General features: G+C 45.2%; 15 protein-coding genes. 5 read left to right on the forward strand and 10 right to left on the reverse strand.

Going from position 1 to position 23,346, the window contains the following annotated elements; genetic code table 11:
• Positions 1 to 7 precede the first annotated feature (7 nt).
• A complete protein-coding gene (locus HYN43_RS10095) occupies positions 8 to 670 on the reverse strand; it encodes a hypothetical protein (RefSeq protein WP_119411578.1) in 663 nt (220 codons plus the stop codon).
• Positions 671 to 812: 142 nt separating this feature from the next.
• On the opposite strand from HYN43_RS10095, the gene HYN43_RS10100 reads away from it, so the two are divergent.
• The 3 genes from HYN43_RS10100 to HYN43_RS10110 all read left to right on the forward strand — a co-directional run bounded on the left by HYN43_RS10100 (position 813) and on the right by HYN43_RS10110 (position 4,259).
• Positions 813 to 2,870, forward strand: coding sequence for a tetratricopeptide repeat protein (locus HYN43_RS10100; RefSeq protein WP_119411579.1), 2,058 nt, complete (start codon positions 813 to 815; stop codon positions 2,868 to 2,870).
• 11 nt (positions 2,871 to 2,881) lie between these two features.
• The gene (locus HYN43_RS10105; protein WP_119411580.1) at positions 2,882 to 3,628 is read left to right on the forward strand and encodes a LytR/AlgR family response regulator transcription factor; all 747 of its coding nucleotides are present in this window, start codon (positions 2,882 to 2,884) and stop codon (positions 3,626 to 3,628) included.
• An 88-nt stretch (positions 3,629 to 3,716) separates the two neighbouring features.
• On the forward strand, positions 3,717 to 4,259 hold the full coding sequence (locus HYN43_RS10110; RefSeq protein WP_119411581.1) for a hypothetical protein: 543 nt from the start codon (positions 3,717 to 3,719) through the stop codon (positions 4,257 to 4,259).
• A 158-nt stretch (positions 4,260 to 4,417) separates the two neighbouring features.
• On the opposite strand, the gene HYN43_RS30955 is transcribed toward HYN43_RS10110, so the two are convergent.
• Together HYN43_RS30955 and HYN43_RS10120 are read right to left on the reverse strand one after the other, a co-directional pair.
• On the reverse strand, positions 4,418 to 4,636 hold the full coding sequence (locus HYN43_RS30955; protein WP_119411582.1) for an outer membrane beta-barrel protein: 219 nt from the start codon (positions 4,634 to 4,636) through the stop codon (positions 4,418 to 4,420).
• A gap of 292 nt (positions 4,637 to 4,928) precedes the next feature.
• Positions 4,929 to 6,668: a thiamine pyrophosphate-dependent enzyme gene (locus HYN43_RS10120; RefSeq protein WP_119411583.1), complete on the reverse strand. Its 1,740-nt coding sequence runs from the start codon at positions 6,666 to 6,668 to the stop codon at positions 4,929 to 4,931.
• A 220-nt stretch (positions 6,669 to 6,888) separates the two neighbouring features.
• Here HYN43_RS10120 and HYN43_RS10125 point away from each other — a divergent pair, with 220 nt between their 5' ends.
• On the forward strand, positions 6,889 to 8,877 hold the full coding sequence (locus HYN43_RS10125) for an HRDC domain-containing protein (protein ID WP_119411584.1): 1,989 nt from the start codon (positions 6,889 to 6,891) through the stop codon (positions 8,875 to 8,877).
• A gap of 216 nt (positions 8,878 to 9,093) precedes the next feature.
• Here the strand turns inward: HYN43_RS10125 and HYN43_RS10130 are convergent, their stop codons facing one another.
• From HYN43_RS10130 to HYN43_RS10160, 7 genes are all read right to left on the reverse strand, one after another.
• Entirely contained in the window at positions 9,094 to 10,827 is a 1,734-nt protein-coding gene (locus HYN43_RS10130; RefSeq protein WP_119411585.1) for a S1 family peptidase, read from the reverse strand.
• 61 nt (positions 10,828 to 10,888) lie between these two features.
• Complete coding sequence (locus tag HYN43_RS10135; protein WP_119411681.1) at positions 10,889 to 12,103, reverse strand: DUF4998 domain-containing protein; 1,215 nt, start codon at positions 12,101 to 12,103, stop codon at positions 10,889 to 10,891.
• A 16-nt stretch (positions 12,104 to 12,119) separates the two neighbouring features.
• On the reverse strand, positions 12,120 to 13,364 hold the full coding sequence (locus HYN43_RS10140) for a DUF4959 domain-containing protein (RefSeq protein WP_119411586.1): 1,245 nt from the start codon (positions 13,362 to 13,364) through the stop codon (positions 12,120 to 12,122).
• Positions 13,365 to 13,391: 27 nt separating this feature from the next.
• Complete coding sequence (locus tag HYN43_RS10145; RefSeq protein ID WP_119411587.1) at positions 13,392 to 15,305, reverse strand: RagB/SusD family nutrient uptake outer membrane protein; 1,914 nt, start codon at positions 15,303 to 15,305, stop codon at positions 13,392 to 13,394.
• 18 nt (positions 15,306 to 15,323) lie between these two features.
• Positions 15,324 to 18,599 (reverse strand): SusC/RagA family TonB-linked outer membrane protein, encoded by a 3,276-nt coding sequence (locus tag HYN43_RS10150; RefSeq protein ID WP_119411588.1) that lies wholly within the window; start codon positions 18,597 to 18,599, stop codon positions 15,324 to 15,326.
• A gap of 498 nt (positions 18,600 to 19,097) precedes the next feature.
• The gene (locus HYN43_RS10155; protein ID WP_119411589.1) at positions 19,098 to 20,882 is read right to left on the reverse strand and encodes an alpha-L-fucosidase; all 1,785 of its coding nucleotides are present in this window, start codon (positions 20,880 to 20,882) and stop codon (positions 19,098 to 19,100) included.
• Positions 20,883 to 20,919: 37 nt separating this feature from the next.
• Positions 20,920 to 21,873 carry a hypothetical protein gene (locus HYN43_RS10160; RefSeq protein ID WP_119411590.1) on the reverse strand — a complete coding sequence of 318 codons (954 nt, stop codon included), beginning with the start codon at positions 21,871 to 21,873 and terminating at the stop codon, positions 20,920 to 20,922.
• Positions 21,874 to 22,248: 375 nt separating this feature from the next.
• Between HYN43_RS10160 and HYN43_RS10165 the strand changes: the two genes are divergently transcribed.
• A complete protein-coding gene (locus HYN43_RS10165; protein WP_119411591.1) occupies positions 22,249 to 23,259 on the forward strand; it encodes a LacI family DNA-binding transcriptional regulator in 1,011 nt (336 codons plus the stop codon).
• Positions 23,260 to 23,346 lie beyond the last annotated feature (87 nt).

Raw genomic sequence — 23,346 nt, forward strand, 5'->3', positions numbered from 1 at the left:
ATTTTGCTTAAAAGAAAATCGAGGAAATTTTAAAAGTCAGATAAAAACATAACAGCACAGATAACGGAGCGAGGTACCAGCTTCCGGCTTCGCTTACGCCGCCCGCCCTGAGCGATTGCTGAAAGATATTGACCATGAAGAGCAATACATATAAATTCAACAGAAACAGGTACTGCATCTTACCGATCATACCGGCTGGGCTCATCAGGTCGTAAAGACTAAGCTCCCCGATAAACAGCTTAGCTAAAACTACTACCAGAAGCATTAGCACCAGGCCTATACCGCAGCACGCGCCCGTTAGTAACTCCTTTTTAAATACCGGCTTACCGCCGAACATTTTAATGCCGAATGACAACAACGATACCAATACCATAAACAATCCGGCTATTAAGCAAGCTTTGATAAGCACTGAAAACGTGACCAGCTCCCGCAATTCACTGCCTGCTAAAAAATATGGCGTAATCAGATACAGGACCATAACGCTTAGGATAAGCATCATAGAGTTTTTGTAGGCATCGTCACCTGTATTTTCAAAAAGCTGCCTTGTACCTTCTACCGGCTTCGTGAAAAGCGTTTTAATCAATGCGGGCAAGCGTTTTTTATAAAACAGTGTCAAATCTTCTTTATTCATCAATGGCGCTTTAAGCTGCGATGGTTCGTTATTTTCCATAAAAACTTTTTTCTTTATCCAAGATAAGCTGCGTCTGCAAATGGGGCAATGCGATATGATTATCCGCAGTGAAACAGATATTGAAGCGCCATTACCGTTTATTATCTGTAATTAAGTATATTGTCGTGTTTAAAATGCGGCCATGAAAAAAATCCTAATCCCGGTCCTTTTTTTAGTTACGTACTGTAACCGGGTGTCCGCACAGGCTGTGCAAAAAGAAATAGATTCGCTTACCTTACAATTGCAAAAACACACCGGGCAAGACACTGCCCGAGTTATGCTGCTTAATGATTTGGCCTACGCTTACTATGTGGTTAACCCAGACAAGGGGCTCGAACAGGCAAAGGCTGCCGCCGCTTTGGCAAGCCGTTTAAGTTACACCCGTGGGCTTGCCACTGCTTTTAGCAGGATGAGCGTTAATTATTGGGCGAAAGGACAGGATTCGCTGGCAATGCAAACCAGCGAAAAAGCTATACGCTATTATAAACTTTCGGGTAATTTGCTGGGATATGCCAAAGCATTGAATAACCGCGCACTAAACCATTATGCATTGGAGAATTATATTGCGGCAATACATGACCATGAAGAAGCGCTGGCGATCTTTAAAAAGTTAAACTTTCCGTTAGGGATACAGAACTCCTATAATAATACGGGAGTTGTTTTCCTGGCCTTGAACGATTACCCGAGGGCTCTGGATAACTTCCTGAAAGCAAGTCGTGTCCTGCCCGGGGCTGTCACTTCCGCGCAAGCCAACATATTGGCCAATATCGGACTGGTTTACAAGAACATGAAAACTTATCCGAAAGCTTTTTCATATCAGCAGCAAGCTTTAAAGATTTATCAGTCTGTTGGCGATCAACAGGGCATTGCCAATAGCCTTGGCAATATAGCTACGGTTTACGATCTTTCCCATAAAGACCGGCAGGCACTTGTCTATTACCAGCAGGCGCTTACCATCAACCGGACAATAGGTAATAAGGCGCACATCGCGAGTGACCTCACCAATATTGGCGTGCTTTACCATGATGCTCGTGACTTTTCCCGGGCGGAACAGTACTTGAAAGAGGCAGTCGCCCTTTATTCCGAAACAACTGATAAAAACGATCTTTCCGAAGCTTTGCTTGCCCTTGCGGCTAATGAGGAAAAACGCCCGGGAACCCGTGACCGGGCAGGTCTTGTAGAGCGGTTGCAAAAGGCATCGTTGCAGGCAGCTGAAGCCGGCGGCTCACCATTAAGGAAAAGCGAAGCGCTCGAAGCGCTAAGTAACACCTATGAAAAGGCCGGCAGATTTCAGCTTGCTTTAGACGCGTATAAAAAGCATATTTTATTACAGGATACTATTTTCAATAAAGCTAAAGACCAGGAGATTTTGCGTAAGCAACTTGAGTTTGATTTTGAGCAAAAAGAACTGGTAACAAAGGCCGAAATACAACGCCAAAAAATGGTTAGGCAAGCTGTTGTTGCTGGTAGCGCGGTTTTATTGGTCATGCTGGGTAGCGGATTTTTACTGTATAAACGGAAACAGGATGCCGTGAACCGCAAAAAAGCAGCGGAGTATAAAGCTACCGTAGCCGAGACAGAATTAAAAGTACTTCGGTCGCAGATGAACCCTCATTTTATTTTTAATTCATTGAATGCTATTAACGATTACATCGCTAAAAACGATAAGGAAACGGCGCAACAATACCTGGTTGAATTTGCCGGGCTAATGAGGCAGGCACTCGAAAATTCCCATTTTAGTGAAATACCGCTTGCTGATGACCTGGACTTTATCAGGCAGTACCTGCAGGTGGAAGCACGACGGTTAAAAAATACTTTTGCCTTTGAAATTAACATCGATCCGGAAATAGATACTGAAAATACGCTTATCCCACCGCTGCTGCTCCAACCTTTTATCGAAAACAGCATCTGGCATGGCATGGCGCCTAAAGTTGGTACCGCCGATGGCTTGATTACCATTAGCCTTAAAAAAAAGGATGACCTGCTGATCTGTACCATTGAAGATAACGGTGTTGGCAAAGTGACGGATGCAAGACAACAAACAGCAAAAAGGCGATCTTTCGGGCTGGAACTCACCGAGAGCAGATTGGCTATTCTTAATGAGAAAAAACAGGCTGGCGGACAATTGCAGATCAGCGAAAACTTAAATGGAAAAGGAACAAAAGTGGAATTAAGCCTTCCTTTGAAGATGGCTTTTTAAAATGAACAGACATGATCCGCATAACAATTATAGACGACGAGCAGCATTGCGCTGAGCAAATCGTGACTTTACTGGAAGATCACCACGACAAGGCGATCATATCCTCCATTCATCATGAAGCAAACGATGCGTTGCGGGGTATTGCAAAACACCATCCAGACGTAGTGTTTTTGGATGTACATCTTGGCGAAACCACGGCTTTTGAACTTTTAAAACAACTGCCGACAATCGATTTTGCATTGATCTTTACGACTGCTTACGAACGTTACGCCATTCAGGCTTTTCAATACGCTGCTTTAGATTATTTGCTTAAACCCATAAGCAAAGACGAATTTGCCCGTGCAATTAGCAGGGCCATAACACTAACTGAAAAAATTCATTCGGCCGAAAGAGTGCGCCTGTTACTGGGCAATTTATCCTTAGAAGGGAAACGCAAAAAAATTTCGATCCCAACAGGCGACGGACTGATCTTTTTGAATATATCCGAGATTGTGCGCTGCGAAGCAGATGTGAATTACACACATATTTACACCATATCCGGCCATAAACACACCGTGGCAAAAACGCTAAAGTATTTTGACGAGTTGTTAGCCGACAATAATTTTTTTCGCGTGCACCAGTCTCATCTTATTAACCTCGACCATATCAGGAAATACCAGCGTACCAAGTCGGGAACCGTCATTATGGCCGATAATACCTCGATCGATGTTTCTACACGCAGAAGAGAACTTTTTCTGGAAAAAATAAATGCACTGTAAACGCCGCAAAAAATAACTATTCCCCGGCGTTTAATAAATGATGGTTGATGTATAGCATTGGGTGGGATAAATTGGGACAAAAAATTCTATGAAAACGATTATCCGTTTACTTACACTGGTTTTATCGCTGTTAACGCTGGTAAGTTCGTGTAAAAAAGATAGCAAAACTGTGGATGTTAAAAATAACGACACCACGAAATTTTATGTCAGGCTGAAGATAGGCAACGTGGTAAAAGAAATGGATTACAATCCAACCACGCTTTTTACGAAGCCCTTACCCATTTATGCAGCGCAGCTTGTCGGACAGTTTAACAACAACCATGTTGACGGGATTTCGATTGTACTAAATGACAGCACAGCCTATCAAACAGGCAAAAACTATACCGAGCAATTCATCGCGATTAAAGGCAAAACAGCGGTGCAGGGCACCATTACCTATAAAGACGATGACGGAGCCAACTATTATGCCAGCGGCACCTTTGCTTCCACTTCTCTTACCCTGCAATTCACATCATTAGCCGCCGACCATGTAACAGGAACATTCAGAGGTCATCTGGTCAAAGTAGGTAGCTCGCCCTCAAGCTATATTGATATAACCGACGGGGAATTTAATCTGAGCAGGTCATTATAATTCAAATTATGGCTCATAGGTGAAAAGTGCAGACATATCTCGATTACTTGACCCGCTACCTGATTTTTTTTATAAGCTGTTTTTATTGGTTCTTGGGCTATTATCCTTACATTTTCTTGCGTCAGCTGCTTTTCCGATGCGGTAATTAATTTACAAGTTTATGAAGTGCGTATCGTTAGAGTGGGTATTAAAGCTTCTACACCATTGACGCCGAGTATTTGGCTGCGCAGGTTAAGTGTATGAAACAAATCATTGGCGCATAACCTTATAGTTCCCTGTCGCTGCCATAATTGTTTCTGAATACCGAAACCGATATTGTATATCGAACTGTTATCGCTTTGTCCGTAAGTTTGCCTGCCTGGCAAAATACCGTTCAGTTCGGCACTTCAGTTTTTATTTAATTAGAATTAATTGATCGTTTCGATTATGCGTTCCTATGTGTGGATCAGCAGGTCGCCTTCTACCCGTGTAAGCACGCTCAAGCCATAGTTGGCGCGGCCATATTTTCAGTCAGTCTTGAGCCTGTAGAAGGCGTGCGCAGAGGCCTCACTCACCATGCCTCCACAGGCCACCCATTATATTAATTTTTAAAACATATTATGGGTAGGCACGAACCAAATGCCGTGAGTGGTTCGTACCACGCCATAATGCCTTTTATTGATAGCCTGTTTAATCAAAAATCTCCGGCAAATGCTTGTAATTCCCTTTAACCGTAGCCAGTACCTCATCAAACTTGCCGCCCAGCATCATTTTTGTCATGGAAACGGCCATACCTTTTACCATTTTAAGTTCGATGTGCGGCGGCATAGCCAGGGCTGTTCCATCGGTTAAAACATTTACCAGTACCGGTCCGGCGTATGCAAAAGCCTCACTGATGCCCTGCTCAAGATCGGCAGGATCATTAATAGTAATACCCTTTATCCCCATAGCGTCGGCAACGAGCGTAAAGTTTGGGTTTTGCATATCCACCTCAAAATCGGGCAGGCCCATTACCTCCATCTCCAGTTTTACCATACCAAGAGAGCGGTTATTGAACACGATGATTTTGATGGGCAGGTTATATTGTCTAATGGTGGCCAAATCGCCTAAAAGCATCGAAATGCCGCCATCGCCGCACATCGCCACCACCTGCCTGTCCGGGCAGGCCAGCGCTGCGCCAATAGCATGCGGCATGGCATTGGCCATCGATCCGTGAACAAACGAACCGATCATGGAGCGTTTGCCGTTTGCTTTGATATGCCTTGCGCTCCATACATTACACATCCCGGTATCGCAGGTAAAAATAGCATCGGCTGATGCATATTTATCTATAAATGAAGCCAATGCTTCGGGGTGAATAGCATCATGCTTGCCCAGATCTTTAATATACGCTTCCTGCTGATCTTTCACCTTTGCGTGTACGTGCAATTGCGCATCCAGAAAGCTCCGGTCTGTTTTTTCGGTTAGCAATGGCATCAGCGCTTTAACGGTCGATTTGATATCGCCGTAAAGCCCCTGGTGCAGCTTAGCCCTTCTGCCTAAATTTTCGGGACGGATATCAATCTGCACTATCTTTTTATCCTGAGGATAAAATTGAGTGTATGGAAAATCGGTACCCAACAGGATCACCAAATCACTTTCGTGCATGGCATGATAAGCGGCGGGCAGGCCAAGCAAGCCCGTCATGCCTACTTCATAGGGGTTATCATACTCCAAAAACATTTTCCCGCGGAAGGAATAGCCTACCGGGGCTTTAAGCAGCGCGGCAAGTTCAACAACCTCATCGTGGGCATCGGCGCAGCCTATCCCGCCAAAAATGCAAACTTTATGGTGGCGATTAATCAATTCGGCCAGTTGTTCCAGTTCCTGCTGCACCGGGGTGATATTGGCCTGGCAAAAGAAGTTATTTACCGATGATTCTATTTCTACAGCATCTTCTCCGGCCACATCCCCCGGGAAACCTAAAACCCCTACCCCTTTGCGCTGTATGGCTGTTTGAATAGCTGCCTGTGCCATACGCGGCACCTGTTTATTGTTGGCGGCCACCTGGTTGTAATAGCTGCAATCGTCAAAAAGTTTAATTACATTGGTTTCCTGGAAGTAATTGCTGCCAAACTCTTTGGTAGCGCAGGTTGAGGCTATAGCCAATACGGGCGCGCCCGAGCGGTGCGCATCATACAAACCATTAACCAAATGCACATGCCCCGGACCGCTGCTGCCCGCACAGCAGGCCAAGCCGCTTAACTGCGCATCGGCCGAGGCGGCAAATGCTCCGGCTTCTTCATTGCGTACATGGATCCATTTTAGTTCGGGGTTGCGGCGTACGGCATCGTTCAGTTCGTTTAAACTATCGCCGGTAATGGCGTAAATACGTTTTATACCTGCCTGCAGCAGCATATCAACCAGTTGTTCGGCTACTTTTTTTGCCATGTTTTTGAGGTGTTTTTTGTTGTAGAATTGTGTTTTTTAAAGTAACAACAAAAACATGCCAATTGTTAAGCTGTTAATGATCAAATATTTGGAAAATAGAGTGTAAAGACACCTTTTTGAAATATCGTTTTTTAACGAAATGCCGTAAATCATGTATTTTCAATATAGATTTTCAGAAAAGCCTAAACTTTAAACCGATCCTTGTAATATTGCAACCGAGATGAGTGAACATAACCCCGCCATGCAACTGGCTCATGATTACCTGGAGAGTACCAATACAGTGGTCTTTCTTACGGGTAAGGCCGGTACCGGTAAAACTACCTTTTTGCAAAACCTGAGACAAACCTCAAAAAAGAAACTGGCGGTAGTGGCTCCAACGGGCGTAGCAGCCATTAATGCAGGCGGTATGACCATTCACTCGTTGTTTCAAATCCCCTTCGGGCCGGTAATTCCAGGAGGCAATACGCATCCCGAAGCCAGCTATAACGACGAGAAGAAAGAATTGTTAACCGCCCTCGAGCTGCTCATTATTGATGAAATCAGTATGGTGCGGCCGGATGTGCTGGATCAGCTCGACCTCATTCTGCGTAACATCAAAAAAAATAATTATCCTTTTGGGGGCATACAGCTTCTTTTAATCGGCGATCTGTCGCAGTTAAGTCCCATTATCCGGGATGATGAGTGGGGAATATTAAGGCCGTACTACGCTACACCTTATTTTTTTAGCAGCCAGGTGATGCAAAAAGCTCCCTTTGTGCGCATTGAGCTGGATCATGTTTACCGGCAAAAAGAACAGACCTTTGTTGATATATTGAATGAAGTACGCAATCAAACTATTAGTCCGGCGAGTTTAGATTTGTTGAACGCGCGATATCTGCCTGATTTTAAACCAACTGTGGATGATCCGTACATAACACTCACCACGCACAATAATATTGCCCAACAAATTAATACCGAATATTTAGATGCACTAACGGGCACCGAATTTGAGTTTGCGGCTACCATCCGGGGAGAATTTCCGAAGGATGCTTATCCTACCGAAACCAGCTTAAAGTTAAAAATTGGCGCACAGGTGATGTTTGTAAAAAACGACGGATCGGCAGAGAAGCTTTACTATAATGGCAAAATAGGTACGATAAGCCGGAGAGATGGTAATACGGTATTTGTAACCACAGGTACTGGCAAAGAACTTGCTGTTGAACCTGTAGAGTGGACGAACATTAAATACCAAATGGCCGAGGGTGAAATGAGCGAAACCAATGCCGGTAGTTTTGCACAGCATCCACTTAAGCTGGCCTGGGCAATTACCATTCATAAAAGCCAGGGTTTAACGTTTGATAAGGCTATTATTGATGTAAGCGAGGCCTTTACCCATGGCCAGGCCTATGTGGCGTTAAGCCGCTGCCGCAGTTTATCGGGGATGGTTTTGCGTAATCCTATTGCTGCTCATAACATTATTGGCGATCCGGCTGTAACGCGGTTTAACATACAGGCCGAAGCCATAAAACCAAATTGGCAAACCCTTGAGCGGGATAAGGAATTGTACCGGATGTTCCTGCTGAGCAGTTTGTTTAATTTTAATCAATTAAGGGTAAATGCTAAAGGCTTCGAGGTCCTGATCCTCAACCTGGATACTGAGATTATGGAAGTTGCCGAAAAGTTTAACCGGCAACTGAAAGCCGAGCGGAGCCAACAAGCGGCAACATATTTCCTGGATAAGTTTAAAATTGTAGTTGAAAACCTGCACAGGCAACTGCCCGGCATCATAGGTGAATCAAAAGAAAAGGCAGGAAAAGCGGATAAGCTCATCAACTGGTTAATGCATCGGGTAAGCCTCCTCGAATATTTTGCACAACACTCATTCTCAACCGAACGATACCTCGAGCTATCCAGGAACAAGTTGAACGCGAACGCTAACTCCTATCTTAAAGCGCTGAATGCCAAAGCTAACGAAGAATTATATGAGCAGATGCTGAGCTGGCGCGAACAAACCGCTGCCAAAGAAAAAATAATGCCCAATATGATACTCTCCGAAAAAACGTTAGAAGTTGTTGCCGCCAAACTGCCGGATACGCTTAAAAATCTGGGCGCTATTAAGGGCATCGGGCCGCAAAAAGCGGCATTATACGGAGCAGAGCTTATCGGTATGATCAGGGTTTATAAGCAGGCGCAACAGGGAGGTGGGATTGAGCAGGTTAGTTTGTTTTGAATGTAGAATATCTTTCCGCATCTGCATCCCAAACTTTTCAACGTTGCGGGGAAAAAACTGATCAGGATTCTAAAAGGATATTTTCTATACCCTTTTTAAAAGTGAGGCTCCGAATACGAAGCAATATCAAACTAAACATGGTAGGCCTGAAAATTGCTTCGTAATCTGATAATAACGTTATTTTCACGCAGCCTGTTAATTAAAAATCATCTAATCTTATTTGTCAACCAAATTAGCAGTTACAAAACTTTTAACTGCCCCGGAAGGCATAACAATCGTCGTCGTTCTGCTTAATCTCGCAATATTTATACCCATCAGATAACCCGCCACATTAAACACCGGCCCGCCGCATTCATAAGGTTTGATCCGGGCATCATGCGCAAAAATATTGTTAAAGCCGTCGCGCCTAAGGCTTTTTCCTCCGGCAAAGCGCTCAACCGGGTGATTGGTTACTTTTTGTGGCGGATATTTTAAAACCACAGTTTTATCCAGTTTTACATCCTTACTTAGTATAGTAAAGGTAGTGGTATCCCCCGCCCTGTATTTTTGAAGTGATTTAAGTACATCCAACTGATCTTTAACCACTTTGCCATCTACCGCCAAAAGCTGATCGCTAACGGTAATACCCGCCTGTTCGGCAGCGCTTTTGGGCTGGATATAAGTAAATATTAGCTTGTCATCTTTTTCGCCGGTAACTGCACCCAAATATCCGTAGCTGCTAACTTTGGGCAGGTTAAAAAACAAGCTGCCCACAACGCTGATACTGGCTGTAGAATCGGGCAGTGGCGAGATCAGGAACTTGCCCAGATCATTGTAAGCAACACTATCAGTATTCAGCGCTTTTAAGCTGATCCCTTTCATTTTCTTGTCCGAAGCCGGGATCAGCAACACCAAATCGTTAACCTTATCGCGTGCCAAAATTGCGCCTTTAATCACTACACCATCGGGCAAGGTGATAACCGGGTCGACTCCAACCATCGAACTTTTTGATACGATAACGCCTTTCCCTGCGATGGAAGCTTTAACATGTTCAATATCCGGGTTAATTATGGTGCCCAGAACATGTTGTGCCTGCCCGCCAATATTGCTTGATATTTTGGCGCAGGAAACTTTTGCGGCTTTATCAGCAGCTTTAAATTCCTGGTTCAGGTTAGTTGCCGAAGGGATATTTTTAGCCGTTAAAGGAGCATTGTCCATGCCAACAGCATCGCTGTCTTTAGGCATCGATGCATAATCTTCCTCCCGGTTTAAGGCGGTAAGGTATTTACGATAAGTATCTACCGGTATTTCATAATTGATATCCTCCTGCTGCTGGATACCGCTGTGCAAACCAATCAGCCTGCCCGACAGATCAAACAGCGGGCCTCCCGAATCGCCGGGTTCCATTAAACAGGCTGATTCGATAAACCCGTATTCATTTTTCAGTACGCTGATACGACCGAACCTGATGTAGGGTTTACGTTGTTCCTGGCTTTCGGGATAGGCAATACTGATACAAGGCTCATTAACCCAAACAGACGATGACCAGCCAGGTTGCACGAAGGGCCAGGTGCCTTTATCAATTATTTTTAAAGCCGCCGCATCAGGAATCATGTGTGTAGGCGCGATAGCGATACGCCCTAATCCGCGGGCCACGCATTTACGGCCATCCGGAAACATAACCTGGTAACTTTTGCCGGGGTGAACTACGTGGGCCGCACTAAAAATTTGTCCCGACGCGCTCACTACCACACCGCTAAACTGGGCGCTCATGCGCTGACCGCTTTCGCCGTCAATTTCCCACATCAGCACCGAAGCCTGGTAGCATTTTTTTATAGCCGACGATACGGCGTTGGTAAGTTTATCAATTTTGGGGCTCGCGCCGGTTTTGTTTTTTTGCTGCGCGATGGCGGGGGAAACAGAAAGTAATAAAAGTAAAAAAACAGTCAGCCTAAGTAGTAGTTTATTCATCAATGTATATTTATAAGTTACGGCCCGCAGGTTTTACCAGCGGGCCGTAACTTATATTTTTTTAGTTCGAGTTCCAGAATGTCAATTCGCCCATCACCCAGGATGTACTTGCCAGTACCTCCTTTTTTACCCTTATCCTCACGTATCGCACCGGTGGCGGGTTGGCTATAAAGTTAAAGGATTTTTCGCTCATACCATCATCTGTTCGCGCACAATCACCAAGTAAAACCCAGCCTTTTGCTTTGGCCTCACCTGTCCACCCCGGATCATTGGCCGGTAGCGTGGTGGCCGCGCCGTTAATATCGGCAATGCCCCAAACCTCAAATTGCGTTACGTTTAGCGGCGGTATTACTGATCCGGTTTCATCAACCCGGCTCAGGTTTTTGTAAACCTTGCCCAGATCGATGGTAAATGTATTGGGGTTATCATGCGGCGAGGTCATCGAAAAATAAACATTGGGCGGGCTTTGCGGCCCTTCGCTCCCATCCCACAGGTGTTCCATACCCTGATTAGGGATGCCGGTAATATCTCCCGGAAGCGCAATCTCTTTAAACAGCGATTTATCACACTTTACAGTCTGCGGTAAAGGAAAAGTAGCCAGGTTGGTAACCGAAAAGGTATCGAGCGCGGTGCGGGTTGGAATATAGTACGACAGGTACGAAACATCGGTACCAAACTTATAATCGTTTAACGTAATGGTACTTTGGGAAGCCAGGATAATAGCCTTACTCACCGAGCCGGCATTATTAAAATAACTGATCACCGTTTTGGTATTGATGGTATCAGGCACACCAAAGTTAAGGGTGAGCGAGCCATCGGCATTTAAACTGAAGGGATTGGCGTTATTAACGGGCCTGTTATTTAAACCGGCCTGGTATGCCGGTCCGTAAACAGTGGCATTGTTTATCTCAGTACCCAGGGATTTATTGCCTTTGGCATCGAACGAGTAAATGGTAAAGGAATAATTATATTCTGATAAACCTTTAATCACTGTGCGAATAGTATCATTTTTTACCGACGAGGCGGCCACCACCTGCGAATCCAATCCGTTGTTATAATAAACAACATATTTAACAATGGTGGCGTCAGAACCTACTTTCCATTTCAAACCCATCTCCAGGTTGCCGGGTTGTACAACTACATTTTTAACAGCGCCGGTGTAAACTATCTCCTGGTTATTTAAAAACCGCTTGTAATCGGTTTGCTCATTTTTTTTACAGCTGTATAGTATCGTTAATACCGTAAGGCTGAGCAGCAGGTATTTAATTTTTTTCATTTTGTGTTTGTTTAAATTATTCCGGGCTACCATAAAGTGAAACTTCCATAATGTGGGCTATATCGCCGTTTTCCCAGCTTTGGGCCACTCCTATCCGTATAAAATGAACAGGAGGCGTATTTAACGAAAAGTTGAAGTTAACCCCGGCCAGCACAAAGGCATTATCGGCAGCATTATGATTATCGGGCGATAAGCCTGACGGAGGGTTAGGATAAGTGAAATTACCCAGGTTTATCCAATCGCCCACTTTGGTACCCACCGGCGATGATACCGGCAGCTTAGCGTCTTTAGGCGACGCTACGTTTGATCCCCACATAGTAAAATACCTTGGGTTACCGTGGCCGAAAGCGTACTTGTTGCCACCGCCATCATCATCGGGGCGTTCCCATAGTACAAAGCGGCTTAGTTTATAGGTTTTGCCCACGTTAAATGAGCAAACAAAAGGCGGTTTATTACCCGGCTGCGTATGCCAGCCTGCCGATGAGCCATCGGTATGGCCATCCCAAAGGTTTGGCAATTCCCAACCGTAACCAATCTCGGTATCCGAAGTTAGTTTATAAGGGCTGAAAAGACCTTTATCCAGAATCTCCTCAAACAACGGCGATACAGCTTGCTTCAACGTATCCGAAATATTGCCGTATTTATCGGTAACATATACCCCGAAATTCCTTTTTGCGGTACTCATGCCACGTATCGAGTAATCGATGGTATCGGTGTTGGTATAATGCTGATCGAGGATGAGCATCTTTTTGGTTAACGAATCGTACTTGGTAACGATGATACCCACACCTTTTTTCAGCTTATTTAAAGCCGTGATATGCACGCCGCCGAAATCCGATTCGATGGCGGCAGTGTTGCTTACCAATGTATAAACCGGCGTTTTGGGGTGAACGGAAACCGTAACCGGATCAGACATTACGTTAGACCGGCTCACCGTGTAAAGCTGTACTTTATATTCCTGCGCTTTGGCAAAACCATCCACATTCAAAGTATCCAAAAAATAAGACGCTTTAGTCTCGCGGGATACGCCATCCCTTATCTGGTACTTAGCCAGCACATATAGCACATTGTTTGAGTTGGGGAGTTTATAACTTATGTTCGATCCGCCGTTGTAATCCGTTACACTTACGTTGGTAACCACGCCGGGTTTTGTTTTATCGGTAGATAAGGGTTCGTTATAACCATCGTTCCGCTTGCACGAAACGGCACTCATTACCGCTAAACTTAGCAGCAGCAATAAGTGGTTTTTAATCTCTTTCATCAAATTAATTATTATCGTTATTAATTATTACCAGTTTAAGTTTTGCACCAGGTTGCCATCTACAATCAGGTCGTTATCCTGAATAGGCCATAAATAGTTGCGGGTATTGAAAACCGGGGTAGCCAGTAAACGCGGGCGATAGTAGTTTTCGAGGGTGCTTTCGCGTACGTTCCAGCCTTGCAGGGGTTTACTCATAACGCCCTGTAATTCTTTCCAGCGGCGCAGGTCATAACCCGGCACGCCTTCAAAAGCCAGCTCAATACGGCGCTCCTGGTGAATAATCTGGCGCATGCCCTCTTTGGTAGTAAATTTATTGGGGTTCGATGAAAATTTAGTCCATGATTCGGCTACACCTTTCAGGCCGGCCCTGGCGCGTACTTTATCAATGTATTGCGCGGCTTCGGTGTAAGGTTTTCCCTGCTCGTTCAGCGCCTCGGCATATAGCAAATAAATATCGGCAAGCCTGATGAGAGGCATATGGTAAGGTACACGGTTATAGCCATCATCATAAACCGACAGGTAGTTAACCAGTTTTTTTGGCCAGTAGCCCGATACGTTTACACGCACGTTATCTTTAGGGCCAGCGAAAGATTCAGGTCCGCGGCCACGCAGAACAAAAGCATTATCAGGGTCGCCTACACCGTTGCCAAACCATACGCCGCCGTCAAAGCCCAAATCAGCATAAAACCTTGGTTCGCGGTTAAAGTGCGCTTTTACGGTTTGATAATCAACGCCTATATAGCTTTTGTTGGCATCATCGCCGGTGCGGAAACCGTAGCGATCATTATAATCCCAGGTTTTATCTTCGGTGATAGGTACACCGTTAGATGTATAAAACAACTCCTGCTCAGATATTGGCACCGCGAAAGTACCTGCACAAATAATATTCGACACCGATTTTTGCGTTAACCTCGGGAAGCAGTACTCTTCTTCCGGGAAGGTTGTATAATTAGCCCAGATAAGCTCAGTATTGGTTTCCCACCTTGCCGTTACCGCGGTTTGAGTAGCTAATACGGTTGTAAGGGTATCGTTCAAATTATCAATACCGGCTTCGGGCGTATAGGTATGCAGTTTTAGCCCGCTTTTTTCGCTCAGCGTTATGGCAGCTAAACAGGCGGCAGAGGCCTTATCCCATTTCGAGGCATCAAAAGTAGGGTTAAACAAAGCTTCACCATCTTTATTTTTTATCGATGCATAATCCGGATTACCGTTAAACAAAGAGCTTGCAGCCGTAGCCAATATCTGCGCCTTTAAACTCAGTGTAATTACCGAAGTGATGCGGCCCAGTTCTTTAGCGGTATTTTCAATTACCGGGGGCAGATCGGGGGCTGCTTCATCCAGCAACCTCACCATATAGTTTACCACGGTATCAACCGGGCGGCGTTTAATTTTAGTTACCGGGATAGGGCTGTTAATATCAAGGTTTTTATCAACCACCGGGATAGGGCCATAAAGCCTGAACAGGTAAAAATGATAATACGCCTTTAAAAACTTGGTTTCCGCTATCCACCGCTTTTTCTCCGATGGGCTCAGATCAACCGGCTTATCCACGTTTTCGAGCATGATGTTGCAACGCCTGATGGCCTGCCAAAGGTCTTGTCCGCCGTTGTTGCCGTCCCAGTAGTTAAGGGCCGGGTTACCGCTGGTTTGTAATCCTCTCAGGATATTAAAACCCGTAAGATCCATATAAGTGTTGTCCGACAGGTTGTTCGGGAATACAATTTCGCCCGAGGTGGTAAAGCCCGCGTCGTAATGCATGTTCTGCATTTTTTGCAGCGTGGAGTAGCAGGTAAAAAGATAGTTTTCGGCCTCGTTGCGATTCCTGAAGGCGTAATCGATGGTGCCCACGCCATCAGGCGTAACATCAAGGTATTTTTTACATGACGACACCGCGCAGACCGCCAAAAGTGCCATCCATATATATTTATGTATTGATTTCATGTTGATGAGCTGTTATGGTTATAAATTGACAGAAAGGCCCAGGTTGTAAACCTTTTGTACCGGGTAGGCAAAGGCATTACCCCCCTGCTCAGGGTCCCAGAGTTTAAAGGGGCTCCAGGTGATGAGGTTGAGGCCGTTAAAGTAAATCCTCGCTCCCCGTACACCCAACCTTTTAATAAGCTGTTTTGATAATGAATACCCAAACTCTACCGATTTCAATCTCAGGAAACTGCCATCGCGCAGCCACCATGTACTGGACTGGCGATTGTTGGTAATGATATCGCCGTCGGTGCCCAAACGCGGGTACATGGCATACAGGTTCTGGTTATCTTCCGACCAGTGATTATCGGCAAAAGCCTGCAACAACTGTGTGTTGCCATTAAATTGTGATTCGGCGCTTTTGATAAATGGTGATGTGGTTGATGGATCGATAGTAAATGATACCCTTGCCCTGCCCTGGAAAAAGGTAGACAGATCGAAATTTTTCCAGGCGGTGGTAAAGCCGAAACCATATACTATTTCCGGCACGGTTGGGTAACCATAGTAAGTTTGGTCGGCCGCGTCAATTTTCCCGTCACCATTCAAATCGCGGTATTTGATATCGCCTCCCATTGGTGCGGGACCTTTTGAACTAAATATTTGCGTTGGCGAGTTTGCAGCTTCGCTGTCGTCAACAAATAACCGCTCGGCAAGGTAACCGCTGTTGCGGTAAAGCGGCTGGCCTATAATGCTGCGGTAAGCCTCTTTATAACCCGGCTGCGCGTACTCCAAAAATTTATTGGTTGCAAAGGTGAAGTTACCCCGGGCGGTGATGGACAGATCTTTTGATAAGCGCTGTGTTCCATCCAACGATATATCGATACCTTTTGACTGTACCTTACCTACGTTGGCAGCCACATCGGCCTCAAGGCCCATAGTAGCGGGGATATTATCATTACCCAGCGTTTGTAAAATATCGTATTTGTTATTGCGATAAACCTCCACAATAAGGTTAATCTGCTTAAACATAGTAAGCTCAAGCCCAAGGTTCAGCTGTTTTGAGGTTTCCCAGGTGATGGCATCATTTTCATAATTGTTGATCTTAACACCCGGACGGCTATAGCCAGATGTACCAAACGATGCTGAATTACCCTGGCTGCCATCGCCATTGCTGGCCATGTTAACATCCGACAGGTAATAAAACCGCTGACCGCTGATGGCATCATTACCCACGGTACCATAGCTGGCGCGGAGTTTAACACGATCAAAAATATTGTATAGTTTACCCCAGAATTTCTCGTCGGAAATGATCCACGAGCTGCCGATGGTTGGGAAAAAACCATACCTGTGGTTGGCCGAAAAGCGCTCGGAACCATTATAGCCAAAGTTGCCGTTGATGTAATACCGGCCTTTATAGCCATAGCTAACATTGCCCGCCAAAGTTAAATTTCGGTAAGGCAGGGCATCAAACAAAGTGCCGGCGTTGCCATTGGTAGTTTGTTCGCGGTTCATGATTACCGTAGCCTGCACGCTATGGTTTTTGCCAAAGGTATGCGCGTAATCTAAATTACCCTGAAACTGCAGGTAGGTGTTCAGCGTACTGCCACCTGGCACGTAGCTTAGATACTCCTGCGCCTGCCCCGGCTGCGGGTTTAGCCATTGCAGAACGTATTTATTGGTTTGAGGATCGTAGTTAGTCGCCGTATAATAAAACGGCAGATACGCCCTGGCCGATTGGAACGACGAATACCTGTTGGTACTGAACATACCACGGAAGTTAAGCCCGGCAGCTAAAAAATCAAGGTTTTGATTGAGCTCCAGCTGGGCCTGCATCCGCGATTCTGAATAGTTTTTGTGGCCTTTCAATAATTGCGCGTAAGGGTTGATGTAGGATAGCGAACCGTTTGAAGCCGCTTTGTTACCAAACAAAATATGCTTGGTAAGCAGGTTGGCATCATCGGGCGGATAATAGGCCGGAAAATCAACCGGGCTGGTATGCAGCGCGTAGTTGTACATGTCGGTAGAGAAACCACCATCGGCAGTTTGAGGACCGTTGTATTCGTTAAAATTGCCCCACAGACGGACCACCAGTTCGGTTTTGCTGCTTACATTAATGTTAACGTTTGAGCGTAGCTGGTAGTTCTGAAACTTAACGTTATTGTTGTTATTGTTTCTTACATCGGTGCGCAAAATACCGTTATCCCCGCTGTAAGATGAGGCTACGTAATACCGTGCTACACCCCCACCGCCTGATATGCTCAGATCGGCACGCTGGGTACTGGTACGGTTTTTAAATAACATATCGAGCCAGTTTACAGCCGGGTAAACATACTGGTTGCTTCCGGGTGCTTTGGCTATGGTAGCCTGCGTGTTCAGGATCTGATTTTGGCTGTAAGGCTGCGGATCAAGCGGGAAGCGGGTTGTTGTTGCCTCGTTAAAAAGTTTCATGTAGGTGATAGGATCGGCAATATCAAGCGATTTGATAGATTGCGAACTTGAGTTTTCAAGTCGCGCATTAATCTGTGCCTTGCCTGCCTTACCCTCTTTGGTTTTTACCAGGATAACGCCATTACCACCACGCGCACCGTATAAGGCTGTAGCGCTTGCATCTTTGAATATCGAAAAACTCTCAATATCATCCACATTCAGCCTGGCCAGATCGCTGGTAGACAACTCAACGTTATCGATCAGTATCAGCGGATTTTGTTTGTAACCAAAGGTGGTAACGCCGCGGATAAAGAAATTAGAGTTATCCAGCCCCGGCTGCCCGCTTGGCTGAAAAGCGATTATACCCGCCGCCTGGCCCGCAAGCGCATTGGTAAGGTTACTTGCCGGAATTTTAAGCACGCCCGGTTTGATGGTGGTTACCGAGCCTACCACCGATTCGCGGGTTTGCTTACGGCTATAGGCGGTTACCACAACATCATCAAACTGGCTTTTAGTAAGGTTTAGGATGATTTTTAAATACTTTTGATCGGGCGATACCGTTACTTTTTGTTCCTGGTAGCCTACGTAGGATATTTTTAAAATGGTACCAGGCTCAACATCAAGGATAAATTTACCGTTGGCATCGGTAGCGGTACTGTTGCCTTTTACGTTTACCGGCACAATATTGGCACCAATAACAGCCACGCCTGATGTATCGGTAACGATACCCGTAATGGTAAATTTAGTTTTGCTTTTTACCTGTGCCGAAGCATTATCGGCATACAGGCAACAAAAAACGGTAAAGGCTACCAGCAAAATAACAGGGCGCGAATAATTAGGGATTTTAAGCACCCAGATCCGCTTTAATAAATTGTAAAATTTTAGCATAGATCGTCAATAGTTTCGTTGTTAATGATTTTAAGATTGCAAAATCCCATTTTAGGCCCGGCGGATATTTTATTGGATTATCATTATGCTCTGTTTAATTACCATTTGTTTATGATGAGTTAATACCGGAGAATAGAAAAGGACGGATTATAAAAAAGGCCCCGGATATGTATCCGGAGCCTCTATGAAGTCAAAATGACATTAGCCTATTTGTCATGCTGAGGCACGAAGCATCTTCTTCGCCCTGTATAGCCGCCATGCTTGTTGTAGAAGATCCTTCGCTATCGCTACCCATGACATAATTAAATGGGTGTCATGCTGAGCCCCGTCGAAGCATGGTGGGGAGGGTCTCTGCGCGCGACCCTTCGACAAGCTCAGGGTTGTAAAGGCCGCCCCGCCTAATGTCTCTTATCCGGGCAGGCACAAGTCATCCCTGCTACTACCCCATCCACAAGACTTGAGCCAGACGGGGTAACGGGTAGTTACAAGCTGTTAAAGCTATGGCGTAAGTATAACCTTTCGCACATTAACCGGCTGCCAGTTACCCGGATCGGGTGCTAAAGTAAACGTGACGGACCCGGAGTTGGCAATTTTAAGGTTACCAAGCGTTACGAGCCTATAACTACCATATCCGCCGGTTGATGTTAATGTTTTTTGCACCGCTTCGCCGTTAACCGATGCTACCATAACTGTAGCCCCGGCTTCCGTGGCAATTTCCGCCTGCACTTTGTAAATGCCGGGTGTTTTAACCGCTATTTTCCAGGTGGCATAAGCCCAAGGGTTGGTCCAGTAACCAAGGTTGGGATTACCTTCGTTTTCTACATGTATATCATCCCAGCCGTTGGGATTATGCAGATCGGCAGCGGCAGCCGACAATATAAACGAACCATTCGCTTCCGGACCTTGTTCGTAAACCTCAACCTGTAATTTCCCCTTAACTACCATTTTAATAACGCTCGATATATTATCAACCGGACCTACAGGGATATCAAGCGTGATGCCTGTATCATCATTAATCCCGTTAACACTTTTACCGTTCGCAAGCATCGAGGCCGAAAGCAATTGGTTTTTAACGCCCGGCACATGCAGTTTTTCGCCTCCCGGCCAGTTAAAAATGTGCAGGTAAATATTAGTGTTGCCATCGGCGGTTAATTTAGTAGTGGCATTACCCCATGGTGTAAACTTAAACGGGCTGGCGTAAGTATCATAAATTGATTCGCTGTTGATACGCATCCAGCCGGCAAGATCTTTCAGGATACTTATTTCGGGCTGAGGGATTTTTCCGTTGGCATCTGGCCCCACGTTAAGCAGGTAATTACCGCCCAGCGATGCTACTTTAATAAGGTTACGGATAATAGTTGAACTCGATTTAAAGTTTTTATCGTTTTTGGTATAGCCCCAGCTATCGTTCATCGTCATGCATGATTCCCATGGCCTGCCGCCGCTGCTTGCCGTGATGTTTTGCTCTGGCGTATCAAAATCGCCGCCTGTCCAGTTTTGGTTAAGCCTGTTATTGGTTAGTGTTCTGGGTTGAAGAGCCAATACCGGCGAAAATTTGGCAGCACGTGCGGTAGTCATTTCATCCGGGATATCCCACCAGATCTCCAATACATCACCGTAGTTACTTAACAATTCGCGTACCTGCGGAATGGCGATCTTATCGATATAATCATCCATACTGCCGTTTTGTGCAACATCCCAAAAACCACCGTTTGCGGCACCTTTATTAATCCAGTCATTAGCCTGCGAATAATAAATGCCTATTTTAAGGCCGTACTTGCGGCAGGCATCTACCAACGGCCTCAGTACGTCTTTACCGTAGGGCGTGGCTTTAACCACATTCCAATCACTGTATTTGGTATCGTACATGGCAAAGCCGTCGTGATGTTTGGCGGTAAATACAATGTATTTCATGCCTGCATCTTTGGCCAGTTGCACCCATTCTTCGGGATTATAGGCTGTGGGGTTAAATTGCTTTGCAAACTCCTTATAGCTGGCCACCGGAATTTGGAGGTTATGCATAATCCACTCGCCCGAACCATAATGGCCCGAACCCGGATCTGAAATATCCACCCCGTTGTAAATACCGGCCGGCACCGAGTAAACGCCCCAGTGAATAAACATACCAAATTTGGCTTTTTGCCACCACGAGGTTCTGGAAGTATCAATAATGCCGGTAACAGGTGGGGTAACCACCGTTGTAGGCCCGGTATCTTTTACATTTTGTTTTTTGCATGCCGCGAGGCTAAGCGCCAGCATGATGTAGGCAATCAATCTTTTCATCAATATTAAAAATGTCTTGTGAATTAAAAAATGGAGATCAATAAGGATATTTTACACCGGGAAAATCAAGCTGGGCTTGTTTAAGCTGGGCTTCAACATCGCTGGTCCAGTATTCTTTAAAGGCAATTTTGGCCTGGCCGCGCAGATTTGCGCCGGCCGCGCCGCTAAAAAAGTGCACAAACTCGCCCAGGTTCAAATCATCCGTTCTGTCCATGGGCACGTTATCGGCTATCTGCTTAAAATAGCGGGCCAGTACGGCACCCTTACCGTATTTGGTATAAATGGGATAAAACCAATCCACAAAAAAGTTAACGCCAGGATAGCTCACACCCGGATAGCTATAATTATCCGTTTGCGAAGGATCATTCATCTGGGCGTAAACCGCATCGGCTTCTGATTTGTAACCGGTATTCAGCAGTACATCGTAAATAAAAATCTCGGCAAATTTACTGTCGCCCCAAATGTTACCGTCCTGCAAATCATGCGTACGGCCATGCGATGAGCTTGCCACGATATGCCCTATCTCATGTATCGGCAACCTGAGTTTATCGCCTTCTTCTTTATACCAATCGGACAAGCTTTCGCCTACATCAAGCACGTTACGGTAATCGTGGCTAACATCATAATAAGGCGCGGGATGGCCCGATCCTTCATGCTTATTGGCATGCAACACCACATAAAACCTGCTCGAATCTCCAAAGTTGCCATAGTTTTGTTTAATGTAATGCCAGATGCGGGTGTACGCTCCCCGCGGCCAGGTGATGGCGGTATCCATCTCGTTATCGTAATACAAAGCGAGGTCGTCGTTGTAATAAACATTGGTTAACAGGTCATCGTGTTCATACCAGTGTTCCTGCCACTTTTTTGGTGGGGCGTTTGTGGCTAATGCTTTTGCCGTGTCTACAGGTTTTACAACCGGTTTGCCGTCTTTCTTGCAAGCCGCTGTAAGCAGGATGGCAGATAAAATAAAAATAGTAATCGTTTTTTTCATGCGTGTTTATTGTTGTCAATCATTTAACAGATACTTAAAATGGGCATCGTAGCTTTGTATGTTGAGCTACAACCCCATATCTGCAATTTGACATATAAAATGCGCCGGAAATTTTACCTGATTACCTTTATAGTATTTATAATTAACCTGTTATTTAGCCTCCTACCCGCATTAAATGGCACCCGTTAATACAGGCAGATTAAATCAAATACAATAATTATTATTGGATAACGCCTATTTCAAGTATCACTGTCTCCTCCCCAAAAACAATCAGTGTCCTGATTTAAGTTTTTTTAAAAAAAAATTGCTTTAAACGTTTAAAGAACTATATTTGATTTACAAACCCGATTGTAACCTGCTTCCCTGCTAATTTAAATGAAAAAAATAGGCCTTAAAGATATTGCTTCGCACGTGGGTGTATCAACCGCGCTGGTGTCTTATGTGCTTAACGGGCAGGCCGAAGAAAAGCAGGTAGGTAAAGAAATTGCCGAAAAAATAAAGCAGGCGGCGGAAGAGCTGAACTACCGCCCCAACCAGTTAGCCAAAAGCCTTAAAACACGCAAATCAAACACCATAGGTCTTATTGTAGCCGATATTAATTACCGCTTCAGCTCGGGGATTACGAGGGCTATTGAGGCGGAGGCTAAACGAAAAAACTATACCGTAATCTTTGGTAGCAGTAATGAGAGTAGTGATAAGTTTAATGAACTGGTTAATGTATTGATCAATCACCAGGTAGATGGGCTCATTCTGGTTCCGGTTGAGCACTCGGAGGCTTCCATTGCCTCCTTGCAAAAATCAGATCTTCCCTTTGTTTTGATCGACAGGAATTTTCCTAATATGATCACAAATTGCGTATTGCTGGATAATTACAAAGCCGCTTACGATTCAACTACCCATTTAATAAACCAGGGCCACAAAAAAATCGCCTTTATCAACTATAATAACCGTCTGTTTAACCTGCAGGAACGTAACCGGGGCTATATTGCAGCCTTGGAAGACCACGGCATCGAACCCCACCCGGCCTGGTCGCTGTTTGTAAGGCAAAACCACTATGAGCAGGATATGCGTAAAGCCATCCACCAGCTCACCTCCGGAAGTAAATGCGATGCGATATTTTTCGCTACAGATAGGCTGGCCATCAGTGGATTAAAAGAAATTGTAAACTTAAAGATCAAAGTTCCTGAAGAGCTCTCCGTGTTCAGTTTTGACGAATCGGAGGCATTTGAATTGTTTAGCTGCCCGGTGTCGCATGCCCGCCAGCCCCTCGAAAAAATGGGCAAAATAGCGGTAAATATGCTGCTCGACCTGGTGAACAAACCAGGCGTTGTAAACCAGATTTACCTCGAAACAGAACTGGTTGCTGCTAAAAGCTGTAGGGAGTAAAAATTTTTTTCACCATTACTTTAAACGTTTAAAGAGAAATAATCATGCTTTCAAAAAAATTTAAATCATCACAGCGCAATCGTTCGC

It is taken from the genome of Mucilaginibacter celer, from assembly GCF_003576455.2.
GTDB classification, from domain to species: Bacteria; Bacteroidota; Bacteroidia; order Sphingobacteriales; family Sphingobacteriaceae; genus Mucilaginibacter; species Mucilaginibacter celer.